The 22,895-nt window shown below is 66.7% G+C and carries 19 protein-coding genes and 1 pseudogene; 10 read left to right on the plus strand and 10 right to left on the minus strand.

Annotation, left to right across the window (positions count from 1 at the left end):
• Positions 1-154 precede the first annotated feature (154 nt).
• The 3 genes from JYA52_RS16595 to JYA52_RS16605 all read right to left on the minus strand — a co-directional run bounded on the left by JYA52_RS16595 (position 155) and on the right by JYA52_RS16605 (position 2,984).
• On the minus strand, positions 155-1,576 hold the full coding sequence (locus tag JYA52_RS16595; RefSeq protein ID WP_104172724.1) for a class II fumarate hydratase: 1,422 nt from the start codon (positions 1,574-1,576) through the stop codon (positions 155-157).
• Positions 1,577-1,663: 87 nt separating this feature from the next.
• Positions 1,664-2,278 carry a carbonic anhydrase gene (locus tag JYA52_RS16600; RefSeq protein WP_205654262.1) on the minus strand — a complete coding sequence of 205 codons (615 nt, stop codon included), beginning with the start codon at positions 2,276-2,278 and terminating at the stop codon, positions 1,664-1,666.
• A 10-nt stretch (positions 2,279-2,288) separates the two neighbouring features.
• Positions 2,289-2,984, minus strand: a complete 696-nt coding sequence (locus tag JYA52_RS16605) for a DUF4245 domain-containing protein (RefSeq protein WP_205654263.1) — start codon at positions 2,982-2,984, stop codon at positions 2,289-2,291.
• 191 nt (positions 2,985-3,175) lie between these two features.
• On the opposite strand from JYA52_RS16605, the gene glpX reads away from it, so the two are divergent.
• On the plus strand, positions 3,176-4,198 hold the full coding sequence (glpX, locus tag JYA52_RS16610) for a class II fructose-bisphosphatase (protein WP_205654264.1): 1,023 nt from the start codon (positions 3,176-3,178) through the stop codon (positions 4,196-4,198).
• A 157-nt stretch (positions 4,199-4,355) separates the two neighbouring features.
• The gene (locus tag JYA52_RS16615) at positions 4,356-5,291 is read left to right on the plus strand and encodes an endonuclease domain-containing protein (protein WP_240460445.1); all 936 of its coding nucleotides are present in this window, start codon (positions 4,356-4,358) and stop codon (positions 5,289-5,291) included.
• Between the two features lie 45 nt (positions 5,292-5,336).
• Here the strand turns inward: JYA52_RS16615 and JYA52_RS16620 are convergent, their stop codons facing one another.
• Genes JYA52_RS16620 through JYA52_RS16640 form a run of 5 tightly spaced genes read right to left on the minus strand, consistent with a single transcriptional unit; the run spans position 5,337 to position 10,965 of the window.
• Entirely contained in the window at positions 5,337-6,305 is a 969-nt protein-coding gene (locus tag JYA52_RS16620) for a lipid II:glycine glycyltransferase FemX (RefSeq protein ID WP_205654266.1), read from the minus strand.
• Between the two features lie 5 nt (positions 6,306-6,310).
• Positions 6,311-7,561 (minus strand): mannose-6-phosphate isomerase, class I, encoded by a 1,251-nt coding sequence (manA, locus tag JYA52_RS16625; RefSeq protein ID WP_205654267.1) that lies wholly within the window; start codon positions 7,559-7,561, stop codon positions 6,311-6,313.
• Positions 7,562-7,597: 36 nt separating this feature from the next.
• Entirely contained in the window at positions 7,598-9,223 is a 1,626-nt protein-coding gene (locus JYA52_RS16630) for an LCP family protein (RefSeq protein WP_205654268.1), read from the minus strand.
• A 9-nt stretch (positions 9,224-9,232) separates the two neighbouring features.
• Positions 9,233-9,820: a 5-(carboxyamino)imidazole ribonucleotide mutase gene (gene purE / locus JYA52_RS16635; protein WP_205654270.1), complete on the minus strand. Its 588-nt coding sequence runs from the start codon at positions 9,818-9,820 to the stop codon at positions 9,233-9,235.
• The gene (locus tag JYA52_RS16640) at positions 9,817-10,965 is read right to left on the minus strand and encodes a 5-(carboxyamino)imidazole ribonucleotide synthase (RefSeq protein WP_240460472.1); all 1,149 of its coding nucleotides are present in this window, start codon (positions 10,963-10,965) and stop codon (positions 9,817-9,819) included. Before JYA52_RS16640 ends, purE begins: the two co-directional genes overlap by 4 nt.
• A 244-nt stretch (positions 10,966-11,209) precedes the next feature.
• On the opposite strand from JYA52_RS16640, the gene JYA52_RS16645 reads away from it, so the two are divergent.
• Positions 11,210-11,773 (plus strand): GtrA family protein, encoded by a 564-nt coding sequence (locus JYA52_RS16645; protein ID WP_205654274.1) that lies wholly within the window; start codon positions 11,210-11,212, stop codon positions 11,771-11,773.
• 12 nt (positions 11,774-11,785) lie between these two features.
• On the opposite strand, the gene JYA52_RS16650 is transcribed toward JYA52_RS16645, so the two are convergent.
• Entirely contained in the window at positions 11,786-12,484 is a 699-nt protein-coding gene (locus JYA52_RS16650) for a TIGR03089 family protein (RefSeq protein WP_205654276.1), read from the minus strand.
• Positions 12,485-12,875: 391 nt separating this feature from the next.
• On the opposite strand from JYA52_RS16650, the gene JYA52_RS22530 reads away from it, so the two are divergent.
• From JYA52_RS22530 to JYA52_RS22535, 3 genes and pseudogenes are all read left to right on the plus strand, one after another.
• Positions 12,876-13,421, plus strand: a complete 546-nt coding sequence (locus JYA52_RS22530; protein ID WP_240460446.1) for a WhiB family transcriptional regulator — start codon at positions 12,876-12,878, stop codon at positions 13,419-13,421.
• Between the two features lie 29 nt (positions 13,422-13,450).
• Positions 13,451-16,804: a glycosyltransferase gene (locus JYA52_RS16660; protein WP_205654530.1), complete on the plus strand. Its 3,354-nt coding sequence runs from the start codon at positions 13,451-13,453 to the stop codon at positions 16,802-16,804.
• Positions 16,797-18,506: pseudogene (locus JYA52_RS22535) on the plus strand (DUF5719 family protein); the annotation flags it as partial. The gene JYA52_RS16660 and the pseudogene JYA52_RS22535, both read left to right, overlap by 8 nt.
• 7 nt (positions 18,507-18,513) lie before the next feature.
• On the opposite strand, the gene JYA52_RS16665 reads toward JYA52_RS22535, so the two are convergent.
• On the minus strand, positions 18,514-19,026 hold the full coding sequence (locus JYA52_RS16665; RefSeq protein ID WP_205654277.1) for a metallopeptidase family protein: 513 nt from the start codon (positions 19,024-19,026) through the stop codon (positions 18,514-18,516).
• Between the two features lie 121 nt (positions 19,027-19,147).
• On the opposite strand from JYA52_RS16665, the gene JYA52_RS16670 reads away from it, so the two are divergent.
• The 4 genes from JYA52_RS16670 to JYA52_RS16685 all read left to right on the plus strand — a co-directional run bounded on the left by JYA52_RS16670 (position 19,148) and on the right by JYA52_RS16685 (position 22,822).
• Positions 19,148-19,537 carry a DUF3499 domain-containing protein gene (locus JYA52_RS16670; RefSeq protein WP_205654279.1) on the plus strand — a complete coding sequence of 130 codons (390 nt, stop codon included), beginning with the start codon at positions 19,148-19,150 and terminating at the stop codon, positions 19,535-19,537.
• A 76-nt stretch (positions 19,538-19,613) separates the two neighbouring features.
• Positions 19,614-19,880: a Trm112 family protein gene (locus tag JYA52_RS16675; RefSeq protein WP_205654280.1), complete on the plus strand. Its 267-nt coding sequence runs from the start codon at positions 19,614-19,616 to the stop codon at positions 19,878-19,880.
• 52 nt (positions 19,881-19,932) lie between these two features.
• On the plus strand, positions 19,933-21,420 hold the full coding sequence (gene ahcY, locus JYA52_RS16680) for an adenosylhomocysteinase (RefSeq protein ID WP_205654282.1): 1,488 nt from the start codon (positions 19,933-19,935) through the stop codon (positions 21,418-21,420).
• Positions 21,421-21,589: 169 nt separating this feature from the next.
• The gene (locus JYA52_RS16685) at positions 21,590-22,822 is read left to right on the plus strand and encodes a L,D-transpeptidase (RefSeq protein WP_205654284.1); all 1,233 of its coding nucleotides are present in this window, start codon (positions 21,590-21,592) and stop codon (positions 22,820-22,822) included.
• Positions 22,823-22,895: the final 73 nt, after the last annotated feature.

A 22,895-nucleotide genomic window follows, 5' to 3' on the forward strand; every position in this document is an offset into this window, starting at 1 on the left:
ACGCCCAGCGCGAACGGATAGTTAAGCCCCACCTCTGAGCGCGAACGGGGCACTTAAGCCCCACCCGCCCGCGACTCCCTTAAACGCAGCGGCCGCCCGCCTTCACAAGGGAAGGTGGGCGGCCGCCGTCGTACCTAAGGGAGGCTGTGGGGATTTATGCCTTGTGCGGCGGGCGCGTCATGGACATGACGTCCAGGGCGGTGTCCAGCTGCTCTTCGGTCAGCTCGCCGCGCTCCAGGAAGCCCATGGCCACCACGGTCTCGCGGATGGTCAGGCCCTCGGCGACGGCCTTCTTGGCGATCTTGGCGGCGTTTTCGTAGCCGATGAACTTGTTCAGCGGCGTAACGATCGACGGCGACGCCTCGGCGAGGAAGCGGGCGCGCTCGACGTTGGCGGTGATGCCGTCGATCATCTTGTCGGCCATGACGCGGCTGGTGTTGGCCAGCAGGCGGACGGACTCGAGCAGGTTCGCGGCCATGACGGGGATGCCGACGTTCAGTTCGAAGGCGCCGTTGGTGCCGGACCAGGCGATGGCGGTGTCGTTGCCGATCACCTGGGCGCAGACCATGATGGACGCCTCGCAGATGACGGGGTTGACCTTGCCCGGCATGATCGAGGAACCCGGCTGCAGGTCGGGGATGGCGATTTCGCCGAGGCCGGTGTTGGGGCCGGAGCCCATCCAGCGGAGGTCGTTGTTGATCTTCATGAAGGAGATCGCGATGTTGCGCAGCTGGCTTGAGGCTTCGATGAGGCCGTCGCGGTTGGCCTGGGCCTCGAAGTGGTCGCGTGCCTCGGTCAGCGGCAGGCCGGTGTCGGTAGCGAGGAGTTCGATGACGCGCTCCGGGAAGCCGGCCGGGGTGTTGATGCCGGTGCCCACAGCGGTTCCGCCGAGGGGAACCTCGGCAACGCGGGGGAGGGAGGCATTGATGCGCTCGATGCCGTATCGGACCTGTGCGGCGTAGCCGCCGAACTCCTGGCCCAGGGTCACCGGGGTGGCGTCCATGAGGTGCGTGCGGCCGGACTTCACGACGTCCTTGAACTCAACAGCCTTGCGCTCCAGCGACTCGGCGAGGTAGCCGAGGGCCGGGATGAGGTCGTTGATCAGTGCCGAGGTGGCTGCAACGTGGACCGAGGTGGGGAACACGTCGTTGGAGGACTGTGAGGCGTTGACGTGGTCGTTGGGGTGGACCACCTTGTCGCTGCCGGCGGCCTTAAGGGCACGGGAGGCAAGTTCGGCGAGGACCTCGTTGGTGTTCATGTTCGAGGACGTGCCGGAGCCTGTCTGGAAAACGTCGATGGGGAAGTCGCCGTCGTATTTGCCCGCAGCTACCTCATCGGCAGCGTCCGCGATCGCCTTGGCCAGCTCGCCGTCGAGCACGCCCAGTTCTGCGTTGGCCTGGGCGGCAGCCTTCTTGACCCGGGCGAGGGCCTCGATGTGTGCGCGTTCCAGGGTTTTGCCGGAAATGGGGAAGTTTTCAACTGCACGCTGCGTCTGTGCACGGTACAGGGCGTTCACGGGGACGCGGACTTCGCCCATCGTGTCATGTTCAATGCGGAACTCTTCAGTGGAAGTCATGGGGCTAGCTTAGGGCGATCTGCGGCCGCATCGAAAACCGTGAACTGCTTGCGACGGCGGTCCCGAAAGGGCCCGCCGTCGTCAGCCCTAGAGCTCGCCGATTCCGGAAACAAGCTCGGCGTGCCCTTCGGCGAGGCTGTAGGAGAGGCCGATGACCGCGGCCCGCCCTGTCTCAATTGCGTCGGAAATCACACGCGAGCTGTCGACGAGCCGCTGGGACGTCTGCTTGACGTGCTCCACCACCATGTCGTTGACCTCGTTTTCGTTATTGCGCAGGGAAGTCAGGACGGACGGCGTGATCCGCTCCACGAGGTCCCGGATGAACCCGGTGGGCATCTGGCCCGTTTCCACGGCGGCTTTGGTGGCGCTGACCGCGCCGCAGCTGTCGTGGCCCAGCACCACGATCAGCGGCACGCTGAGGACGCCAATGCTGTATTCGAGCGATCCGAGCACGGCGTCGTCAATCACCTGGCCGGCGGTGCGGACCACGAAGGCGTCGCCGAGGCCGAGGTCGAAGATGATTTCTGCCGCGAGGCGGGAGTCGGAACAGCCGAAGATCACCGCGAACGGGTGCTGGTTTTCCACCAGGGAGGACCGCCGTGAGGCGTCCTGGTTGGGGTGCGATGATTCGCCGTTAACAAAGCGTTCGTTGCCTTCGCGCAGACGGCGCCAGGCCAGTGCAGGAGTCAGGTAGGTAGCCACGGCCCCTACCTTACGGGCTGGGGCTCACCGAGGGGGAAACTGTTACTGCGGGCTTACTGTCCAGGGACTTCACGACGGCGACGGCCAGCACTGCGAACTCGTCCAGTTGGGCCTCACCGCTTAGGACAACGGTGGTGCCGCGGTGGTTCAGCACCATGCTCTTCTCGCCCCTGCCGGTATCCCTGAGCTCCCATTCCTGGCCGCCTGCCTGCCGTGTGCCGGTCACCGGGGCGTTCTTGGTCTGCTGCAGGAGCCACGTCGGGTTGGCCTTTCGGGTCTGGACCAGGCCGATGAAGGCTTCCTTGGGAGTGAGGTAGCCGACTTCCCAGGTGGGGACGCCGGTTCCTGTGCCGGCTTCCCAGCGGGCGTAATTTGGGCTGAATGTGTCGCCGGTATCAGGGGTGACCGGTGTGAATCCCGCCACATCTGCGGCGTTGCCGGCGACGGCGCTGACGTCGATGTCGGGCCGGAAGCCGTCGGACTTCGGTGAGGGATTCATCAGCACGATCGGCAGGAAGGCAGCAATGCTGACCACCAGTGCGATGATCATCCCAATGACCGACGCGTTGGCCCGCTTGGCGGCAGCGGCGGGAATGACCGGCTTGACCGGCTGTACGGCCGGGTCCGGGGCGGAGCCGTGGCCGGCTGCCGGGGTGTCGGGGGCGGACTTGTCCTGCGTTTCACTCACCCTTCTATAGTCGCCCATGCGGGGACCGATTCCACATTCGGCTTTTCCGGCGGTGAGGGCGCGTTCGGTTCATAGGTTGGTCATCCCATGACCTCGGGAGCCCGCCCCGACTATGATCAGTAACAGAGGAATCACCGCACGTGCCTCCTATGGCATTGCGGGTCCAATGATCGCCACTCGAAGAAGAGGTTCACGTGTCACCAGCGTCCATGACCCAGAAGTATTCAACGCTTTCCCCCTCGCTTGCCGTCGGGATCGACGAGCCGGACCGCAACCTCGCACTGGAGCTTGTCCGCGTCACCGAGGCCGCGGCCATTGCCGGCGGCCACTGGGTGGGCTTCGGCGACAAGAACAAGGCCGACGGCGCGGCTGTCGACGCCATGCGCTCCTTCCTCCAGACCGTTCACTTCAACGGCGTTGTGGTCATCGGTGAAGGCGAAAAAGACGAAGCCCCCATGCTGTTCAACGGTGAACAGGTTGGCGACGGCACCGGCCCTGAGTGCGACGTCGCCGTTGACCCCATCGACGGAACCCGCCTGACGGCCCTGGGCATCAACAACGCCCTGGCAGTCCTGGCCGTGGCCGAACGCGGTTCCATGTTCGACCCGTCCGCAGTGTTCTACATGGAGAAGCTCGTCACCGGCCCCGAGGCTGCCGACATGGTGGACTTGCGCCTGCCCGTCAAGCAGAACCTGCACCTGATCGCCAAGGCCAAGGGCGTCAAGGTCAACCAGCTGAACGTCATGATCCTTGACCGCGACCGCCACCGCCCGCTGGTGGAGGAAATCCGCGAGGCCGGCGCGCGCACCAAGTTCATCATGGACGGCGACGTCGCCGGAGCCATCGCGGCAGCGCGCTCCGGCACCGGCGTTGACGCGCTGATGGGCATCGGCGGAACTCCGGAAGGCATCGTCGCCGCGTGTGCCATCAAGTCGCTCGGCGGCGTCATCCAGGGCCGGCTGTGGCCCACCAGCGACGACGAGAAGCAGAAGGCCATCGACGCCGGCCACGACCTCGAGCGGGTCCTGTCCACGAACGATCTCGTCAAGAGCGACAACTGCTACTTCGCCGCCACCGGCATCACCGACGGCGACCTCCTCAAGGGAGTGCGCTACGACAAGGACAAGGTGCTGACGCAGTCAATCGTCATGCGCTCCAAGTCCGGCACCATCCGCTTCGTGGACGGCGAGCACCAGGCCAGCAAGTGGGAAGGCTACGCCCGCAAGAGCTAGTCCCACCGCACCCCAGCGCGAACTGGCAGGTAATGACCCCAAATCTCAAATTTGCGGGCATTAGCTGCCAGTTCGCGTTTAACGATCCAGATGAGCCTGTGGATAACGGCTCTGGCATGCTGGACAGGGACCAGAATGAAGCATGCCGCGCACGCCGATGCCTCCCCAGATACCGAATGGATCGTTCCTTGTTGAAGACGCAGACCGGCTGGGACTGAGCCCAAAGCGGCTCAGCCGGAACGGCATTTTCACACCGTCGCGCGGCATCAGGCTGCCGCTGCACAGCACAGGAACAGTTGCCGACAACGTTCGCGCTTACTCGCGGCTGGATCCCGCTTGCGTGCTCACCCATTCGACCAGCGCCAGGATCTGCTGCATTTGCCTGCCGGGCTGGCTGGACCAGGACTGGCGCATCCACATTGCCCGTCCGGCGGACGGTTCCAAACCCCGCCGGCGGAATGTTGTGGGTCACCAGTTGTCTTTCAAGCCCGGCGAAGTGGTGATGTTCGACGGCGTGCGGCTCACGTCCCCGGCAAGGACCTGGCTGGACTTGGCCTCATTGTTGAGCATCGATGAGCTGGTGGCTGCCGGCGACTCTGTCGTCGTCGAACACGGTGAGGATTTCCCCATGCCACGGCAGCCGTTGGCGACCATAGGGGATCTGAAGCGAATCGTTGGCCAGCACCCGGGCATGCGCGGAGTGAGGAAGGCAAGGCTCGCGCTGGATCTGATTCGCGTGGGCGCGGATTCGGCGCCGGAAACGATGATGAGATTGGCACTTTTGCACGCCGGCCTCCCTGAACCTGTTCTGAACGTTGTGCTGCGCAACAGGCTCGGCCATCCGGTGGTGTGGCCGGATGCCGCCTACCCTGACCAGCGGATTGCCCTTCAGTACGACGGTGCCCATCACGGTGACTTCGACCAGTACCGGCGCGACATCAAGCGTCAGAGCCTGACGGAGAGTCTGGGCTGGCGCGAGCTTCGAGTGCAAAGCAGCGACCTGGAGGGGGACCGCCCGTTCATTGTCGAAAAGGTCAAGGCTGCTCTGCGGGGACCTTACGCTGCCGCCATAGAAGAACGAACCGGCAGCTAATGCCCCCAAACTGCGGATCTGAGGTCGTTAGCTGCCAGTTCGCGCTCAGGGGGTGGGGCGCTTGACGCGTTTCAGGGCTGAGCGGAGTGCGTCGCGGAGCCTGCGGGCTGCCTGGTAGGCCGCGTAGCGGGGTTTGTTGACCGGCAGGTCCCAGGTTCCGGGGTAGGCGATCTCGCGTCCGCCGAAGGACTTCTTGAATGCTGTGAATCCGGCCCATTTGTGGTCGGGCTGGTCGGCCGGGGCCACTCCCCAGAGATCCACGTGTTTGAGCCCCTTCCCCTGGGCATCGGCCATCAGGGTGACCAGCAGCGGAATTCCCGCGCTGAGCTTCCGGTGGGTATCATCCAAGGCGGCGTGGGCGTACGTACGTGTGTCGGCGGAATCGTAGGCCAGGGCGGCAGCGATGGGCCCGCCGTGGAGTTCGGCGACGAACAGGGTTGCGGCACCGGCGGGCATCAGGGACGAGGCCACCTGGGTGAGGTACTCGTCGCTTTGCGGTTTGAAGCCGTTGCGCCGCGCCGTCATGTGCAGGAAGTTCAGGAGGATGCGGATGTCGTCCGGATCCTGGGTTGAGCGGAACGTCACACCCTTCTTGTGGATGTTCCGGTACAGGTTACGGTTGACCGGCTTCATGTCGGCCAGCACGTCCTTGAAGTCCCGGTCCAGGTCCACAATCCAGCTCAGCTCCGGCTGCTGGTTAACGGGAGCGGGCTGCATTCCCCGGTCTTTCAGCGCGGCAGCCGCCGTCCCCGGTTCCAGCCCGGCCGTCACCGGTTCGATCCGGACGAACACGGCGCCGCAGGATTTCGCCACGGCCACGAGATCGGCCAGGGCGGCGTCAAATGCGGCAACGGAGTCGGCCACGGGACCGTAGGGCGCGTACAGGACTTTGCCTGCCGGGTTCTTTTCCTCGATGGCCAGGAAGCTCCACCCCTGGCCGGACCGCGTGTGGACCCGGCGGCCAAGGGTCTGCTGGAAATCAGCCCACGCCGGGGTCTGCAGGAAGTATTCCACGGCGGTCAGGCTTTCAGTCCGGTGGTCACGGCGAAGGCGACGGCGGTGTCCGTGGAACCGGAAACCGGGTGGACGTTGACCGGGGCATCGGCTGCCGGGAGGAAGGCACTGCCGCCACGCCCCAGCCGCAGGTCGCCCTTGGGCGAATCCAGGTAGACCGAGCCGGCAGTCACGATCACTACGGCGGCCCCTGACTGCGCGAGCGGCACGGGGCCGCCATCGGGCAGCAGTTCGATCCGCTGCAGCTGGAACTCCCGGAAGGGCGGCTGGTACAGTTCCTGGCCCAGTTCGGAAACCCCTGCGCGCAGCATGGGTACGCCCACGGACTCGAAGACGACGGTTTTCAGCAGCTCCGGCACGTCAACAAACTTCGGTGTCAGGCCGCCCCGCAACACGTTGTCCGAGGATGCCATGACTTCCACACCCAGGCCGTGAAGGTAGGCGTGCACGTTCCCGGCGGGAAGGTACACGGCCTCGCCCGGTTCCAGCGAGAGCCGGTTCAGCAGCAGGGATATGAGCACGCCAGGATCGCCGGGGTACTCGCCGTTGAGGCTCAGCACCGTGGCGAGTTCCGGCTGGTACGGCGCCATGGGCGCGCCGGAGGCCAGCGCCTCCACGACGGTCTTCGTTGCTTCGGCCACACCGTCCCCGCCCGCGATCAGCCGTTCAAACGCCGACCGGAGGGCGGCGCCCTCGTCGTCCTGTGACAGGTCATCGATCACGTCGGTCAGGACGGTCGGAACGCCGGACCCCGAAAGCTCCAGGCAGCCGGCCAGGTGGAGGAAAACGTCGCGGGACTTCGCGGGCTCGCGGAAACCGCACAGAGCGTCAAACGGAGTCAGCGCGAAGATCATCTCCGGTTTGTGGTTATCGTCCCGGTAGTTGCGATTGAGGGCGTCCGCGGGAACGCCTTCGCCGTTCTCGCGGGCAAAGCCGGCCCGCGCCTGCTCCAGGCTCGGGTGCACCTGCAACGACAACGGCTTGGCCGCGGCGAGGACCTTGGTGAGGAAGGGCAGGCGCGGCCCGAACGCGGCCACGGAGGCGTCCCCCAGGAAATGGCCCGGGTCCTCGGCGATCAGCGCATCCAGCGGCACCGTCGTTCCGTCAGGGCGGGTGGCAACGGAAGGGGAGTCCGGGTGGGCTCCGATCCACAGCTCTGCCTCCGGCCCGCCCGACTCCGGCCTGTCCAGCAGGCCGGCGATCGCCGTCGTCGATCCCCAGGCGTACGGCCGGAGGACGTTATCGATTTCGTACACAGCCGGGTGTCCTTCTTTCTCGAAGCAGAGTGTCTGTCACAGGGGAGCGCACTGGCCGTTGGTGGCCACGAGTTCGCGGATGGCCTGCTCGTTCCCCTCGCGCTTGAGCTGGTTCAGCATCTCTTCGGTGATGGGCTCACCGTTGGGCGTGGTGGTCACCGGCGTGAAGTCCGACGACGACGACGGCGAGGGTTTGGTGGCCGGTACAGCCGGCCCGGCTGCCGTCAGCCCGCTGCCGCCGCCTGCGTACTGCGGCTGCAGGGCGTCGTCCGGGGCGGCTGCAGGCGACTGCTCCGCGCCCTGGCTGCTGAGGAGCTTACTGACCCGGTCATGAATGACGTCAAAGTCCGGCACTGTGGAGAAAGACGCGTCGAAGTCCGGCGGTCCAATGGTGAGGCGGCTGATTTCCTTGCCCTTGGCCTTCATGGCCAGGTCCACGAAACTGCCCAGCTGGCTCGAGGAGATATTGGAGTCCACTACCTTGGTGCCGGCGTTGGCGATGTCCTCGAACTTGGCCAGGAGCGTCGCGGGATCCAACTGCTTGAGCATGGCCTGCTGGACGCACTGCTGCCGCTGGATCCGGGCGTAGTCATCGACGAACTCCCTGGAGCGTCCGTACCAGAGCGCACGGAAGCCATCCAGCTTTTGTTCGCCGGCGGGGATCCATCCCAGCGGCATGCCGTGGATGCCGTTGGCTTCGTCGATCATGTTGCCGCTCATGGGCACCCAGCCGCCGGCCTTGATGCGGATCCCGCCCATCGCGTCGATGAGCTTGGCGAAGCCATCCATGTCCACGAGGACGTACGCCTGGACAGTGATGCCGAGGGTTCCCGAAACCGCCTCCAGGGTGGCCTGTGCGCCCGGATCTGCAGCGTCCGGGTAGAGGTCCTTGTGTTCGTTGGTGACCTCGGTGTTGATCGCGTTGATGAGGCACTCGTTGCCGCAGTTGTAGCCGTCAGGGTAGATCTGGCGCATAGGGGAGCCCTCGCTGAAGCGGGCGTTCTGCAGGTTGCGGGGGATCGAGATGATGGCTGTCTTGCCGGTCTCGGCATCAACGCTGAGCACGGACAGGCTGTCGGGGCGCCGGCCGGTGCGGTCCGCGCCGGCGTCGCCGCCCATCATGAGGAAGTTGTAGCGGCCGTCCACGGGCTCGATGGCGGGGCCGCCGGCAAAAATGCTGCCGATCGCATTGCGGCTGACGTTGAGCAGGTACGCCGCGTAGCCGAGTGAACCGCTGCTGAGCACCAGTGCCAGTGCGAGTGCGACGGCAACGGCCGGCCGGCTGCGCTTGGGCAAGAGCACGGGGCGGATCAGCCGCAGCGTGTTGATGAACAGCACAGCCCAGCCGACTGAGAGCGCGGCCAGTACCAGGACGATGACGAGGGAGGCCACCGGATTGGTGATGATGTTGATGAGCAGGGTCCGGTTGGCGAGCAGCAACACCAGGGCAAGGATCACCAGCGCCCACACGGTCAGCGTGACCCGCAGGGCGATACGGCCCAGTTTGCGGTCACCGGCGGCGATCTGCGCGCTCCCCGGTACGAACAGGGTGAGGAGGATCAGCAGGAAAGCGCGCTTGGTCCGGACGGGCTCAGCAGCACTCGCGGGGTACCGTACGGGGTCCGTCAGGAGGCCATCGGAGGGCAGTTCGGTGTTGGGCATCGGCGTTCCTTAGTGGCTGCTCCGGGAGGCCACGTTTGCTTCGGAGAAGACTTCGTTGACCTTCTGCCGGAGATTGGCGCCCTTCCGGCTGGCAACGTCGTTGAGTTCCTGTGCGAAGTCCAGGAGGTCACCGCGGAGGCGCACCGCGAGATCGTCCGTGCCGGAGGCGAGCATCCGGACGGCAAGCAGACCCGCATTCCGGGCGCCGGCGATGGAGACTGTGGCCACCGGGACGCCGGCCGGCATCTGAACAATCGAGAGCAGCGAATCCATGCCGTCCAGGGTTTTCAGCGGCACGGGAACGCCAATCACGGGAAGCGGCGTGACCGAGGCCAGCATCCCCGGAAGGTGCGCGGCGCCCCCGGCGCCGGCGATGATGACGCGCAGGCCGCGCTCGTGGGCCGTCTGGCCGTACCGGATCATTTCGGTGGGCATCCGGTGGGCAGATACGACGTCGGCCTCGAAGGGAATGCCGAACTCCGCCAGCGCGTCAGCGGCGGCTTCCATGACGGGCCAGTCTGAATCCGATCCCATGACCAGGCCCACCAGCGGGGGGAGCGCACCTGTCTCCGGTGCGGCTGCGGTTTCGGGGTTCATGCGTTCTCCTCGGTGTTTCCTGGTGCCGCTTGGGACGGGATCCTGCCGTCGCGGATGATGTTGGCGACGGCGGTGGCCCGTTCGCGCAGGGATTCCACGTCCGCGACGCTGGCCCCCACCAGATTGACATGCCCTATTTTCCTGCCCGGCCGGACTGATTTCCCGTAGCAGTGGACTTTCGCGGCGGGTTCGGCAGCCAGCGCCGCGGGGTAGGCGGAAAACAGGTCCTGGTTATCGCCGCCGAGGAAATTCTTCATCACCACAACGGTGCCGAGAACGTCCGTCGCCCCCAGCGGAAGGTTCAGGACTGCCCTCAGGTGCTGCTCAAACTGGCTGGTCACCGATCCGTCCTGGGTCCAGTGGCCGGTGTTGTGAGGGCGCATCGCAAGTTCGTTGATGAGGAACCCGGCCCCCGACCCCGGTGTTTCGAACAGCTCGACTGCCATGACGCCGGTGACGCCGAGTTCGTTGGCGATCCGCAGGGCGGCATCCTCGGCAGCCGCGGCGACCTCCAGCGGAATGTTTTGCGCCGGGGCGATCACTTCATCGCACACGCCGTCAACCTGAATGGTGTGCACCACGGGCCAGGCCCGTGATGCGCCGTCAGGCGTGCGGGCCACGAGCGCCGAGAGTTCGCGGCTGAACTCCACCTTGGCTTCCGCCAGGAGCGGGCTCATTGCCTCGAACCAGTCTGTTGTCTGGGCGGCTTCCTCGGGCGACCCGACAATCCGGACGCCCTTGCCGTCATATCCGCCCCGGGGCGTCTTGAGCACCACGGGCCACCCCGTCTTGTCGCCAAAAGCGACCAGGGCTTCCACGCCGTCCACGGACGCCCACTCGGGGTTCGGCAGTTCGAGCCGGTCGATGGCCGCGCGCATCACGAGCTTGTCCTGCGCGTTGATGAGGGCGTCGGGGCCGGGCTGGACGTTGACCCCCGCTGCGATCAGGGCATGCAGGTGATCGGCCGGTACGTGCTCGTGGTCGAAGGTCATCACGTCCAGGCCCTCGGAGAACTCCAGAAGGGCATCCAGATCCTTGTAGTCGCCGACCGGGGCGTTGGGCACGGCCGACACGGCAGAAACGTCTTCACCTTCTGCCAGGACGCGGAGTTCGAAGCCTAATGCGGTGGCGGCTGGGGCCATCATGCGCGCAAGCTGGCCGCCGCCAACCACGCCGATTACTGGAAAAGTCACATCTCTCAGACTACAGAAAAGGAGCGCGGTTACCGGCTTTCGTGGCGATGAAGCCCCGTAAAGTCAGCAAATCCGGTAGCAGGGGAGGGCGCGGAGCAGCCCCGATCTGCACGCCCGTTGGGGCCGCACCGGGCAAACCGGGCTAAAATGGGAGCTTGGCCCATCGGCCCCAATATCCATACGGCCACGGAGGGTCATGATTAACACACTTGCAGAGCGCATCCGGGGACTCGCCTCGCTGTTTTGGCGCGAGGTGGCGAAATTCGGTGCCGTGGGCGGTGTGGCGTTCGTCATTGACAACGGACTGACGTACTACCTCATGCATGGGCCGATGACGGACAGTGAGGCCAAGGCACGCTTCGTGGGCGCTTCGGTCGCTACCGTGTTTTCCTGGATCGCCAACCGTCTCTGGACGTTCCGGCACCGCCGCCAGGCCAACGTGCTGCGTGAATTCTTGATGTTTGTGCTCATCAACGGCATCGGCATCGGCATTTCCACCGGGTTTACCGCCCTGGCCAAATACTCCCTGGGTGTCACGGACAAGAACATGCTTTTCGCTGCCGGCGTTCTCGGCATTCTGGTCGCGACCGTCGTCCGCTTCTTCGCCTACCGGTTCCTCGTGTTCAACCAGGAACTGGACCAGGAGCCGGAGTTCTCCCACGACCACGAACTCATCGAGGGACACCGCCACGCGAAGCCGGCCGCATCCCGTCCCCAGACCGAAGCAAACGATCCGGAGATTCCTGCCCGCCAGGACTAAAGCGCGGGCGGGTCAGTCCCCGTGCACCCGTTCCGCGGCGAGGAGCTTGTCCGTCAGCTCCACATCCCTGTGGACCAGCACCACTGATCCGTCGTTCGTCCACGCACCCAGCACGTTTGCCAGGGCCGCTTCCAGCCCGTCCTCCGCGCGGACCACGAGCCGCGCACCGGAGCCGTGGCCGGCGGCGAAGCCTTCCAGCAGGTCGGCGTGGTTCACGGCAACCCCTCCGGAGCTCCGCAGCGCCGGATGCTGCGGATCGGGTTCGCTGTGGGCCATGAAGACGTCGCCGTGCGACCGCACTTCCGCCGCGTAGTCGACCACGCCGGCGGGCAGGTCGCCAGGCCATTTCATGGCCAGGGCCGGCAGCGTCACGGCCACGACGGCGTCGAATCCGCCTTCCGCTTCCGCGGGGGCGGCCGTGACAAGCAGGTCTGCGTCGTCGCTGTCCAGCACCACTTCCATGCCCAGCTGCCAGCCCGCAAGGGCCCAGATGATGGACTTCCAGTGGGCCGGCAGGTCCAGCCGGAGGCGCATGCCGGGTGCGGCGTCGAGCTCGTCCTGCAGGAGATTGCTTGTTTTCGCGACCCAGTTGTCCAGGACGCGGCCGGAGAGCTCGACGCGTTCCCCGTCCGGGCCGTACCAGGTCAGCCGCGGGGAAGTGGAGTGGCCCGATCGCAGGGCCGTCATCAGGTCAGTGGCCGGGATATTCATGGCTTCATCTTGCCACGCAGGCTCCCAGTGTCTACCCGGCTGTCCACCCGCAGGGGACGGACAGGCGTATGACGTCCGCCACAGGATTTACTAACGTCATTTGCGTTAACACGCCGTCGTCTGCCGTTTTCCCAGCAATTGCACAGGCGCGGGTCAGACCGTAAGCTTGCTGTCAAATTCCCCGGCTCCGCGCCTGAGGTGTCGAATTCGAATCCCGGGCGTGGCGCGGCACCCATTTGGCTCCGGAATTGATTATTATCCCGTCCGCAGCTTGACTCCCCCTAGTTACACGCGTGTAATTAGATATCGAAAGCCATCGCGAAGTCTCCGGCACACAGACCTTATGTCTCAAGTGTCCGGGCAGAGGCTGACTAATTCAGGAGGGGACGCCATGGGGCAAGTTGAGCGTATCCATGAAGAAGCCGTTGTGGCCGGCCAGGCCACGGCAAAATACCGTTCACGCGGAGTGCCGAGCGACTGGTATGTCGATCCGGCCGATCCGGACGCCGCCGAGCGGTACAACCTGGACACCACCGCATCCTTGCAGGACCAGGCCACTGCCTTCCTCGCGGAGCACGAGGCGCTGCTGGGTGCAGGTCCGGGACACGAAGAGGACCTCAACGATCCTCCGATGGAGCTCCGGAACCCAGGGGTGGGGACCCTGGCGCAGCCGGTCTGGATTGGACTTCCCCGCGCCGACGACTTTGACGACGAAGGCGAACTTGGCTGGCAGACGGACGCACTCTGCGCACAGACCGATCCGGAAGCCTTTTTCCCGGAGAAGGGCGGCTCCACGAGGGACGCCAAAAAGGTTTGCGGAGCCTGCAACGTGCGGTCGCAATGCCTTGAATATGCTCTGGCGAACGACGAGCGTTTCGGTATTTGGGGAGGCCTCTCCGAGCGTGAGCGCCGTCGGCTGAGGAAGCGGGCAGTCTAATTCTTCAGGAAGTACACGTCACTGCGGTGGTGGTTGCCCACAACGGCAGTGAATATCTCCCCAGGACCCTGGCGGCGCTGGCGGGCCAGACCCGGCCGGCGGACATGGCAATCGGGGTTGATACCGGTTCACATGACAATTCTGCTGCCCTCCTTGAGCGCGCGCTCGGTCCGGGCAACGTCACCGGCGTCGGTGCCGGCAAAGCCGGCATGGGGGCTGCCGTCAGCGCCGGGCTTTCCGCCTTGGCGCCGTGGGATGCAGAGTCACCGGACGCAGGTTCGGAATGGATCTGGCTGCTGCACGATGACGCCGCGCCGGCACCCGAAGCGCTTGCCGAGCTGCTGCACGCCGTTGAACGTGCCCCGTCGGTCACGGTGGCCGGCTGCAAGCAGCTGGACTGGGACGCGAAACGCAGGCTCATCGACGTCGGCCTTTCGACGAGCCGCTGGGCCGAACGCCTCACCCTGATTGAGGCGGACGAGCTGGACCAGGGCCAGTACGACGGACGCTCTGACACCTTCGCCGTCAACTCGGCGGGCATGCTGGTGCGGCGCGATGTCTGGGAACTCCTCAAGGGGTTTGATCCCGCCCTTCCCGGAACCGGGGACGACGTCGACTTCTGCTGGCGCAACCGCCTTGCGGGTAACCGCGTGGTGGTGGTCCCCAGCGCCAAAATGTTCCACGTGTCCCACCGGCCCCATGCCTTGGGCAATGCCGCGGCGGCGCGGCGGGCACAGGTCCACCTGCGGCTCAAGCACGCACCCCTGTGGCTGGTTCCCGTCCATGCTGTGGCGGCAATCCTGGGCAGCATCTTCAAGCTGGTCTTCAGCATCGCCGTCAAGGACCCGGGGCATGGGTTTTCCCAGCTCCTGGCGACGGCCGCGGCTCTCGGCCGTCCGGGCGCAGTTTTCCGGGCGCGGCGGACCGCCGCACGAACGCGCCGGGTCCGGCGGTCCGTGGTCAACGCTCTCCAGACTGAACGGCGCGAGGTGTGGAGCCACCGCCGCTCGCTGATGGAGGCCCTCGGCGCGGACGACACCCAGGCGGCGGGGAACAGCGGCGACTCCCTGGCAGAACAGCCCAGCGGCGACTCCACCGATGACTTCGCCGCCCTCTCCGTCAACGAACGGGGCTGGGTGGGCAATGGAGCCCTCGCGGCAGTGATGATCGCCTGCGCCGCTTCGTTCGCAGGCCTCGCGGGGCTCTTCAGCGCCGACGCCCTGGCCGGCGGTGCCCTCCTGCCGGTCTCCGCCAGCCTGGAGGATATCTGGCACCGGGCCTCTACCTGGTGGATTGGGCTGGGGGCCGGGCTTCCCGGCCACGGCGATCCGTTCGGCTATGTCCTCTGGCTGTTGGGCCTGCTCGGCGGCGGAAACGCCAACGCTGCTGTTGTCTGGCTGCTCCTGCTGGCCATGCCGCTCTCCGGCCTCGCGGCCTGGTTTGCCGCCGGCGCCCTGACGTCCCGCCGCAGGCTGCGGCTGGCCGCGGCCCTCGTATGGGCAGCGGCGCCCGCCCTCCAGGTCGCGCTGAACCAGGGGCGCATCGGAGCCCTTCTGGCCCACCTCATGATGCCGCTTCTGGTGCTGGCATTGCTGCGTGCCACAGGGACGGCCATCGGCCGCGGACGATTTGCCCTGCCCGCAGGGCCCGAGGGGCACTTCACGGAGAATGTCCCGGTGAAACCGGGCGTCAACGGAACCCCGTCGTGGACCGCGGCAGCCGCCGCGGGACTGGCGCTGGCCGTGGTCACCGCTGCTGCGCCTGCACTGCTGGTGCCGGCCGCCGTCGTCATCATCCTCGCCGGCTTCCTGCTCAGGGGGAGGGGCCGCACCCTGTGGTGGGCCCTCCTGCCGAGTGCCGTGCTTTTCATCCCGTTCGCAGTGTCGACGCTGGACCGCCCGCGCGCCCTTTTGGCGGATCCGGGGCTGCCGCTCGCCTTCGACGCAGCGCCGCTGTGGCAGCAGGTGCTTGGCCAGCCGCTGAACTTCGACGTTGCCGGCGGGCTGTCCGGCCTGGCACCGTTCGCGGGCGGCCCTGTGCCGTGGGCACTGCTGCTCGCCCTTCTGACCGGTGCTCCGGTGCTGGTACTGGCCGTGGCCGCCCTCTTTCTTCCCTCCAGGCGCGCCCTCGTGGCCCGCGCCCTGTGGGTGGCTGCCCTCATTGCCCTGGCGGGCGGCTGGCTGGCCGGGCATGTGGCCACCGCCGCCGGCGCCCAGGTGCTGGTCCCGCCATTCCCCGGTGCCGCTGTATCCGCTGCGATTTTCGCGCTGCTGGGGGCCGCGCTGATCGGCGGGGAAAGCCTGCTGGACCTCGCCGGGGATACGGCTCCCGGCGCTATGGCGCCGGTGGCCCCTCCGCGGCAGGGCCGGCGCGCCGTCGTCCGTGCCACGGCCGGGCTTGCCACAGCACTCCTGCTGGCGGGACCACTGGCCGGGCTCGCGGCCTGGACTGCGCAGAACGTTGTCCAGCCGGCCGCGCAGTCCCCGCAGGACCCGCAGGCGCCGCGGGGCCTCGGTGCTCCCCGAATGGTGGCCGCCACTGATCCGCGGACGCTGCCGGCCACCGCGATCGACCGGGGCGAGGGGCCGGAACAGACCCGCACCCTGCTGATCAGCATCGGCGGGAACGAGACCTACAGCGCTTCGCTCATGAGAGGCGGGGGCACAACACTTGATGCGCTCTCCACCATTGCCTCGGCCCGCGATATCCGGGGCGTCCCCGGCGGCGAATCGGTGCGTGAGGATGATGAAGTGACCGCCGCCCTGCGCACCACGGTCGCCACTGTGGTCGCCGCCCACGGCGTCGACCCGCGGCCCGAGCTGGAGCGGCTGGGCGTGGGATTCGTGGTCCTCCGTTCCACGGATACCGCCGCCCAGCTGACCGCAAGCCGGATGGACGCCGTCCCGGGCCTCGTAGCCGTTGGCCCGACCGACTCCGGCTGGCTCTGGCGTGTCAGTCCGCTGAACGACCGTGTTCTTCAGCCCGCCGACGTCGCACACCGCGCCCGCATCGTTGACGGCGCGGGCGCCACCACCAACCTGCTTCCCTCCGGACTGACGGGGGTGGACAGCGAAGTACCTAAGGGTCCCGAGGGAAGGCTCCTGGTCCTCGCAGAACGCTCGGATCCGGGATGGACGGCCTGGCTGGACGGACGGAAGCTGACGTCCACCACGTCCGGCTGGTCACAGGCATTTACGTTGCCTCCGCAGGCCGGCCACGTCACGGTCCGCTACGAAAACCCGTGGGCCCTCTGGACCGGCATCGTCCAGGCGGCCGTGATCGGCCTGACGGCCCTGCTGGCGCTTCCCATGCCCGCGCGGCGCCCCAACACCGGCCTGTCCAGGGACGAAGGCTCGCTGCGTAAGGAATACCAGAATGCATAAGGAAGAGAACGACGGCGGCACACCGGCGCCGCCGGCGTCCGCACCCGGGCTCCCCACGGCGGCCGCTGCCCGCGGCGGCGGACGGTCGAAACCCGCGAAGAGGACCGGGTCCACAGCGGTGAACAAGGGCCGGGGTCCGCGCGGCCGCGGAACGCTGGCAGGCCTGCTGTCGGCTGCAGTGATTGTTGCGGCCGGGGGCGGGCTGGTAGCGGCGGCGTCGCTCGCGCCGCAGCCCTCCGGCGGTCAGGAACTCGAGGTTCCGCTGGCATCCGTCCCGGCCGGCATGAGCCAGGATGTATGCCCCGGCCCGGCGAAGCTGCTGGAGGGGACGCCGGTGGGAACGGACCCGCAGTTCAGTCCCGAGTCCGCCACCGCCAGGAGCACGGTCTCAGCGGCAGTGGTCGGCGCGGCGGGGGCACTGCTTCCGGGCAGCAGGCTCTCGGCTCTGGACGGTTCCGAACTGGTGCGCATAGCCAAGGATCCGGGGACCGCATCGGCTCCGGCCGGCGCCTCGGCACAGCTGGCAGGAGTCGTCGCCCAGCGCGAAGTGAAGGATGTCAGCGTCCTGAGCGCCGACGCCCTCGGCAACCGGCAGGCGGCCGCGGCAGGAGTCATGAGCTACTCGGCAACGGACGGGGACCTGCAGGGGTCGGCCGCGGCAGCCTGCCAGGCACCGCTTAATGACCTGTGGCTGACAGGGGCCAACACGGCGGTCGGCCGCAGCAGTGTCCTGCACCTGACCAACGCCTCGACCACTCCTGCCACGGTCAACCTCGAACTGTTCGGCAAGGACGGCCAGATTAAGGCCCCCGGCAGCCGCGGACTCCTGGTTGGGCCGGGAACGACGCGCTCCATCGTCCTCGCGGGTCTTGCCCCCGGCCAGGAACGGCTGAGTGTCCACGCCCGCAGCACCGGAGGCCCCGTGAGCGCCTTCATCCAGCAGAGCGCGCTCCGCGGCCTGACCCCCGGCGGCGTAGACTTCATCGCCCCGGGAACGGCACCCTCGGCCCTCCAGGTCATGACCGGCGTCGACATCCAGGACGCCGCCGGCCTGGAAGATCTCACCGCGACCCGTGGCTTCAGCGACGCGGCACCATCCCTGCAAATCACCGTCCCCGGACCCGTCGACGCCGTGGTGGAAGTCAAGCTCTTCGGCCGCGGCGGTCAGAAGGCACTGCCAGGCGGTGGTGTCGTGACAGCCAAGGCCGGCACCGTGACAGAGGTCCCGCTGGCCGGAGTCCCGACAGGGCAGTACACGGTCTCCGCAAGCGCAGATGTGACCATCGTGGCCGCCGCCCGCGTCACTCGAGGGCTGAAGGCTGCCCAAAGCACGGACTTCTCGTGGGCGCCGTCCACCGGCAGGCTCGGCAGCCAGCACGTCGTTCCGGTGCCCGGTGAGGGCGAGCGGTTCTTGGTGTTCGGCGCCCTCGCGGACCGCGCCACCATCTCGTACACACCCATCACGGCGGACGGCAAGGTCCGGCAGTCGGCCACCGCGGACATCGCCGGCGGAACCACCACGTCCCTGAAGGTGCCGGACCAGATTGAGAAGTCGTCTGTGATCGGATACCTCGTCTCGGCGGCGGGCGGCGCCGCTTACGGCACGGTGCTCCTGGAAAGGGAGGGGAGGAACGACGTCTCAACCGTCGCGATCACTCCTGGCGCAGAAGGGCAGCAAAAAGTCCCGGTAACGCTGGGGTATTCGGCCCTCAGTAGCGCCGGCGGTAGACCGGGTCCAGGGTTTCCGGGGCAACACCGAGCATCTCCGCGGTGTGTTCGACCACCACGTCATGCACCAGGTCCTGGAGCTCCTCCCGGACCGGGCATCCCTGCTCGACAACCCGCCGGTACAGCGTAATGATCGGCCCCTCGTCCTCCGTGGCGGGCGTATAGCAACCCATCGGCGCGGGCGAACCGTCGGCCACGAGCTGCTCCAGGTTCGGCGGGATCTCATCCACCGCAAAACGCACGCCATCGAGCGGCTTGCCCCAGATGTCGTGCAGCCGTTGCGCGGAGTCCATCACCAGTTCGTCGAACCGGTCCGAGCGCGTCCGGTAACCGGGCAGACTGGGCAACATGAGTTCCCCGCGAAGACCGCGTCCGTGGCGGTTGCGGCGTCGTTGTGCAAAGCTCCGCCCGGCGGCCGAGCCGGCGGCATCCTGCGGAGCCTCGGGGTCAGCCAACCGGACCGTAAAACCCGAATCATGGTGCGATGACTGCATATACAGACTCTAGACCCGCCGGAACATTTGCGCGACATAATCCCCGCCGGGCCGCATTGCCGTGGCGCGGGGTGCCGTCAATGTCGGAAATCAAGCGCCATCCGGAGTAGTCTGTGATGTCGTGGGTGCTATCCGTCAATGTTCAAGGTCAGCCTGCCGCCAGTCTGCGGTGGCCACTTTGACGTACGTCTACGCCGATTCGACGGCCGTGCTGGGACCGCTGGCCACGTACGCCGAGCCGCACTGCTACGACCTCTGCGAGCGGCATGCCGGCTCACTCACTGTTCCGCGGGGCTGGGAAGTCCTCCGGCTTGCCATGCCGTCCCAGCCGCAGCAGCCCGGGCCTGACGACCTTCTTGCCCTCGCCGACGCCGTCCGCGAGGCGGCCGCCCGGCCCGCAGCATCGGCACCACAGCAGGGTCAGCGCGGATCCCATGCCGCGCTTGAGGCGCCGGCCGGAACGGAAGGCACGCGCCGCGGGCACCTCCGCGTCCTGCGCGAGCCGTCCTGACGCCAACTGGCGGTAGGCTGGAAGCTGCAAATCCGTCAGCCACGGCGCGCGTTCGCCCACCCAGGGAGCATCCACCATGCCAAAGATCAGTCCCGAACTGCTGTCCGTCCTGAGGTGCCCGGTCACCGGCTCGGCTCTGACCCAGGAGGGCGAAGAACTGGTGTCCACCGCCGCGGCGGCCGGCGGCGAAAAGCTGCGCTACGCGATCGAAGACGGAATTCCGCTGCTTCTTCCTCCCGAACTGCTGGCAGCCGCGAACGCCGCCCGGTCAGACCAGCACGATGCCCGTGTGGGCAGCCCTCAAACTCCCAGCCCGGAAACTCCGGACGCGCCAACAGCCTAGACCCCAGCCCGCACCGCAGAAGGCAAGACGCCGGATACAGCAAAGGACTCCAATGACCCTCGATTACAAGGTTGCCGACATCTCCCTCGCGGAGGCCGGACGCCACCAGATCCGCCTCGCCGAGCACGAGATGCCGGGCCTCATGTCGCTCCGCAAGGAATTCGGCCCCAGCCAGCCGCTGAAGGGCGCCCGCATCGCGGGCTCCCTGCACATGACAGTGCAGACCGCAGTCCTCATCGAAACCCTCACGGCCCTCGGCGCAGAGGTCCGCTGGGCGTCCTGCAACATCTTCTCCACCCAGGATGAAGCCGCGGCCGCGGTGGTGGTGGGCACCGGAACCGTCGAAGATCCCCAGGGCGTCCCGGTCTTTGCCTGGAAGGGCGAAACCCTCGAGGAATACTGGTGGACGGCAGAGCAGATTCTTACTTGGCCCGGTGCGGACACCAATCCTGAGCTTGGCCCCAACATGATCCTCGACGACGGCGGCGACGCCACGCTGCTGGTGCACCGCGGCGTCGAGTTTGAGGCTGCCGGCGCCGTTCCGGCCGCCGCGGAGAACGACCCCGAGGAATACGCCATCGTGCTGGACCTGCTGCGCCGGACGCTGGCCGAGGACCCGAAGAAGTGGACCCGGCTCGCCGCCGGAATCCACGGCGTCAGCGAAGAGACCACCACCGGCGTGCACCGCCTCTACCAGCTGGCTGAGCAGGGCAAGCTGCTCTTCCCGGCCATCAACGTCAACGACTCTGTGACCAAGAGCAAGTTCGACAACAAGTACGGAATCCGCCACTCCCTGCCGGACGGCCTCAACCGTGCCACCGACGTCCTGATCGGCGGCAAGGTGGCCATCGTCTGTGGCTACGGCGACGTTGGAAAGGGCGCGGCCGAGGCACTCCGCGGCCAGGGTGCCCGGGTGATCGTCACCGAGATCGACCCCATTTGCGCGCTGCAGGCGGCCATGGATGGCTACCAGGTTGCGAAACTTGAGTCGGTGCTCGCCCAGGGTGACATCTTCATCACCACCACGGGCAACAAGGATGTCATCATGGCCGAGCACATGGTCGGCATGAAGAACAAGGCCATCGTGGGCAACATCGGCCACTTCGACAACGAGATCGACATGGCAGGCCTCGGCCGCGTGCCCGGCATCAAGAAGGTCGAAATCAAGCCGCAGGTCCACGAGTGGGTCTTCGAGGGCGACGCCGCGGACGGTTCAGACCCGCGGTCCATCATCGTGCTCTCCGAGGGCCGGCTGCTGAACCTCGGCAACGCAACGGGCCACCCGTCCTTCGTCATGAGCAATTCTTTCGCCAACCAGACCATCGCCCAGATTGAGCTGTTCACCAAGAAGGACCAGCCCGAGGGCGAGCGGGAATACGACAACCAGGTCTACGTCCTGCCGAAGATCCTGGACGAGAAAGTGGCCCGCCTGCACCTCGATGCCCTGGGTGTGGAACTGACGGAGCTGTCCAAGGACCAGGCCGACTACCTCGACATGGATGTGGCAGGGCCGTACAAGCCGGAGCACTACCGGTACTAGAGCGCAACACCCGCCGAGGGCCCCGGAAACCGGGCTCCCGGAAGGGCAGCCCCGGGCCGTTCGGACCGGGGCTGCCTTGGTGTGGGATAAAATTGACTGGTCAGCGTTTCTGCTGGGCATACGGACGGACGCCGATTGGCGGCCCGGCGGGGGACATGGAGAACCAGTCATGACGGAAAAGAGCAACCGGAAGATCGGCAAGATCCTCGCGGTCGCTGCGATTTGCGCGGCGGTTGCCGCCGGCGGATTCGGTGTTGCCACCGCGCCGGGATGGGCCAACCCCGCTCCGGAGTCCGAGGCTGCCACCCCCGTCCGCAACGAGCCCGGCCTCGCAGCCCCCGTGGTGAAGGCCGTGGAACTGGGTGTCACTCCGACCGACGGCGCAAAGGGCGTCAATCCCGCAGTGGCACCGTCCGTCAAGGCCGTCAATGGCAAGCTCAAGGACGTGGTCCTCGCCCCGGCAGCCGGCGGAGCGCCGGTCAAGGGGAGCACGAGCGCCGACGGCAGCACTTGGACGGCGCTGGATCCGCTGCTGTTCAACTCGGTGTACAACTACAGCTTTACAATCGTTGACGAGGCCGGCCGCGAGACCAAGAAGGCACAGACCTTCACCACTGTCGAGAGCGCCAACGAGGCCGACGCCGCCGTGTACCCGGAAAACGGCTCAACAGTCGGCTCAGGCCAGCCCATCGAAATCGTCTTCAGCGAACCCGTGGCGAACAAGGCCGCGGTGGAGAAGGCCGTCAAGATCTCCGTCTCCTCGAAGCAGCCCGTGGCGTGGCACTGGTACACGGACCAGCGTGTGCGCATCCGTCCCGAGAAGTTCTGGGCCTCCAACAGCCAGGTCACGGTGGACATGAAGCTGTTCGGCGTTGATTTCGGCAACGGCATGATCGGCAATTTCAACGCCAAGGTGCAGTTCAAGGTGGGACCCCAGCGGCTGGCCGTGGTGGATGACCTGACGAAGACCATGAAGGTCTATTTCGACGGCAAGCTCGTCAAGACCGCGCCCGTCACCCTGGGCGATGCCGAATGGCTTTCACCCACGGGCTACGCAGTGATCATGGAGCAGGAGCGCCGTTCCAAGTTCAACGCCGGAAGCATCGGCCTCAAACCGGGCGACAAGGGCTACTATCCGCCGCTCACCGTCGAATACGCCAACAGGCTGACGTCTTCCGGTGTCTACGTTCACCAGGCCCTGCAGTCCGCTTGGGGCGCCGTGGGAAGGTACAACGTCTCCCACGGCTGCGTCGGCCTGCTGCCCGCGGATGCTGCCTGGTTCTTCAACAATATGAAGAGCGGGGATGTGGTGCAGACGCTCAACACCGGCGCGCCGGCGGTCGAGCCGCTGGAGGGCTACGGCGACTGGAACATCCCCTGGGCGCAGTACGCCAAGAGGTAACTGCACGGGTTATAACGAAATAGCCGCATGATTCCGGCGACGCGGGTTTCTTATCGCGGTGCCAGAGGACCGG

Source organism: Arthrobacter pascens (genome assembly GCF_017052465.1).
Lineage (GTDB): Bacteria > Actinomycetota > Actinomycetes > Actinomycetales > Micrococcaceae > Arthrobacter > Arthrobacter pascens.

Excerpts from the sequence above, each read along its gene's own strand:
- JYA52_RS16595 (WP_104172724.1), bottom strand. The coding sequence starts at position 1,576 with ATGACTTCCACTGAAGAGTTCCGCATTGAACATGACACGATGGGCGAA.
- JYA52_RS16605 (WP_205654263.1), bottom strand. The coding sequence starts at position 2,984 with ATGGGCGACTATAGAAGGGTGAGTGAAACGCAGGACAAGTCCGCCCCC.
- glpX (WP_205654264.1), top strand. The coding sequence starts at position 3,176 with ATGACCCAGAAGTATTCAACGCTTTCCCCCTCGCTTGCCGTCGGGATC.
- JYA52_RS16615 (WP_240460445.1), top strand. The coding sequence starts at position 4,356 with ATGCCTCCCCAGATACCGAATGGATCGTTCCTTGTTGAAGACGCAGAC.
- JYA52_RS16630 (WP_205654268.1), bottom strand. The coding sequence starts at position 9,223 with ATGCCCAACACCGAACTGCCCTCCGATGGCCTCCTGACGGACCCCGTA.
- purE (WP_205654270.1), bottom strand. The coding sequence starts at position 9,820 with ATGAACCCCGAAACCGCAGCCGCACCGGAGACAGGTGCGCTCCCCCCG.
- JYA52_RS16640 (WP_240460472.1), bottom strand. The coding sequence starts at position 10,965 with ATGATGGCCCCAGCCGCCACCGCATTAGGCTTCGAACTCCGCGTCCTG.
- JYA52_RS16645 (WP_205654274.1), top strand. The coding sequence starts at position 11,210 with ATGATTAACACACTTGCAGAGCGCATCCGGGGACTCGCCTCGCTGTTT.
- JYA52_RS16650 (WP_205654276.1), bottom strand. The coding sequence starts at position 12,484 with ATGAATATCCCGGCCACTGACCTGATGACGGCCCTGCGATCGGGCCAC.
- JYA52_RS22530 (WP_240460446.1), top strand. The coding sequence starts at position 12,876 with ATGGGGCAAGTTGAGCGTATCCATGAAGAAGCCGTTGTGGCCGGCCAG.
- JYA52_RS16665 (WP_205654277.1), bottom strand. The coding sequence starts at position 19,026 with ATGCAGTCATCGCACCATGATTCGGGTTTTACGGTCCGGTTGGCTGAC.
- JYA52_RS16675 (WP_205654280.1), top strand. The coding sequence starts at position 19,614 with ATGCCAAAGATCAGTCCCGAACTGCTGTCCGTCCTGAGGTGCCCGGTC.
- ahcY (WP_205654282.1), top strand. The coding sequence starts at position 19,933 with ATGACCCTCGATTACAAGGTTGCCGACATCTCCCTCGCGGAGGCCGGA.
- JYA52_RS16685 (WP_205654284.1), top strand. The coding sequence starts at position 21,590 with ATGACGGAAAAGAGCAACCGGAAGATCGGCAAGATCCTCGCGGTCGCT.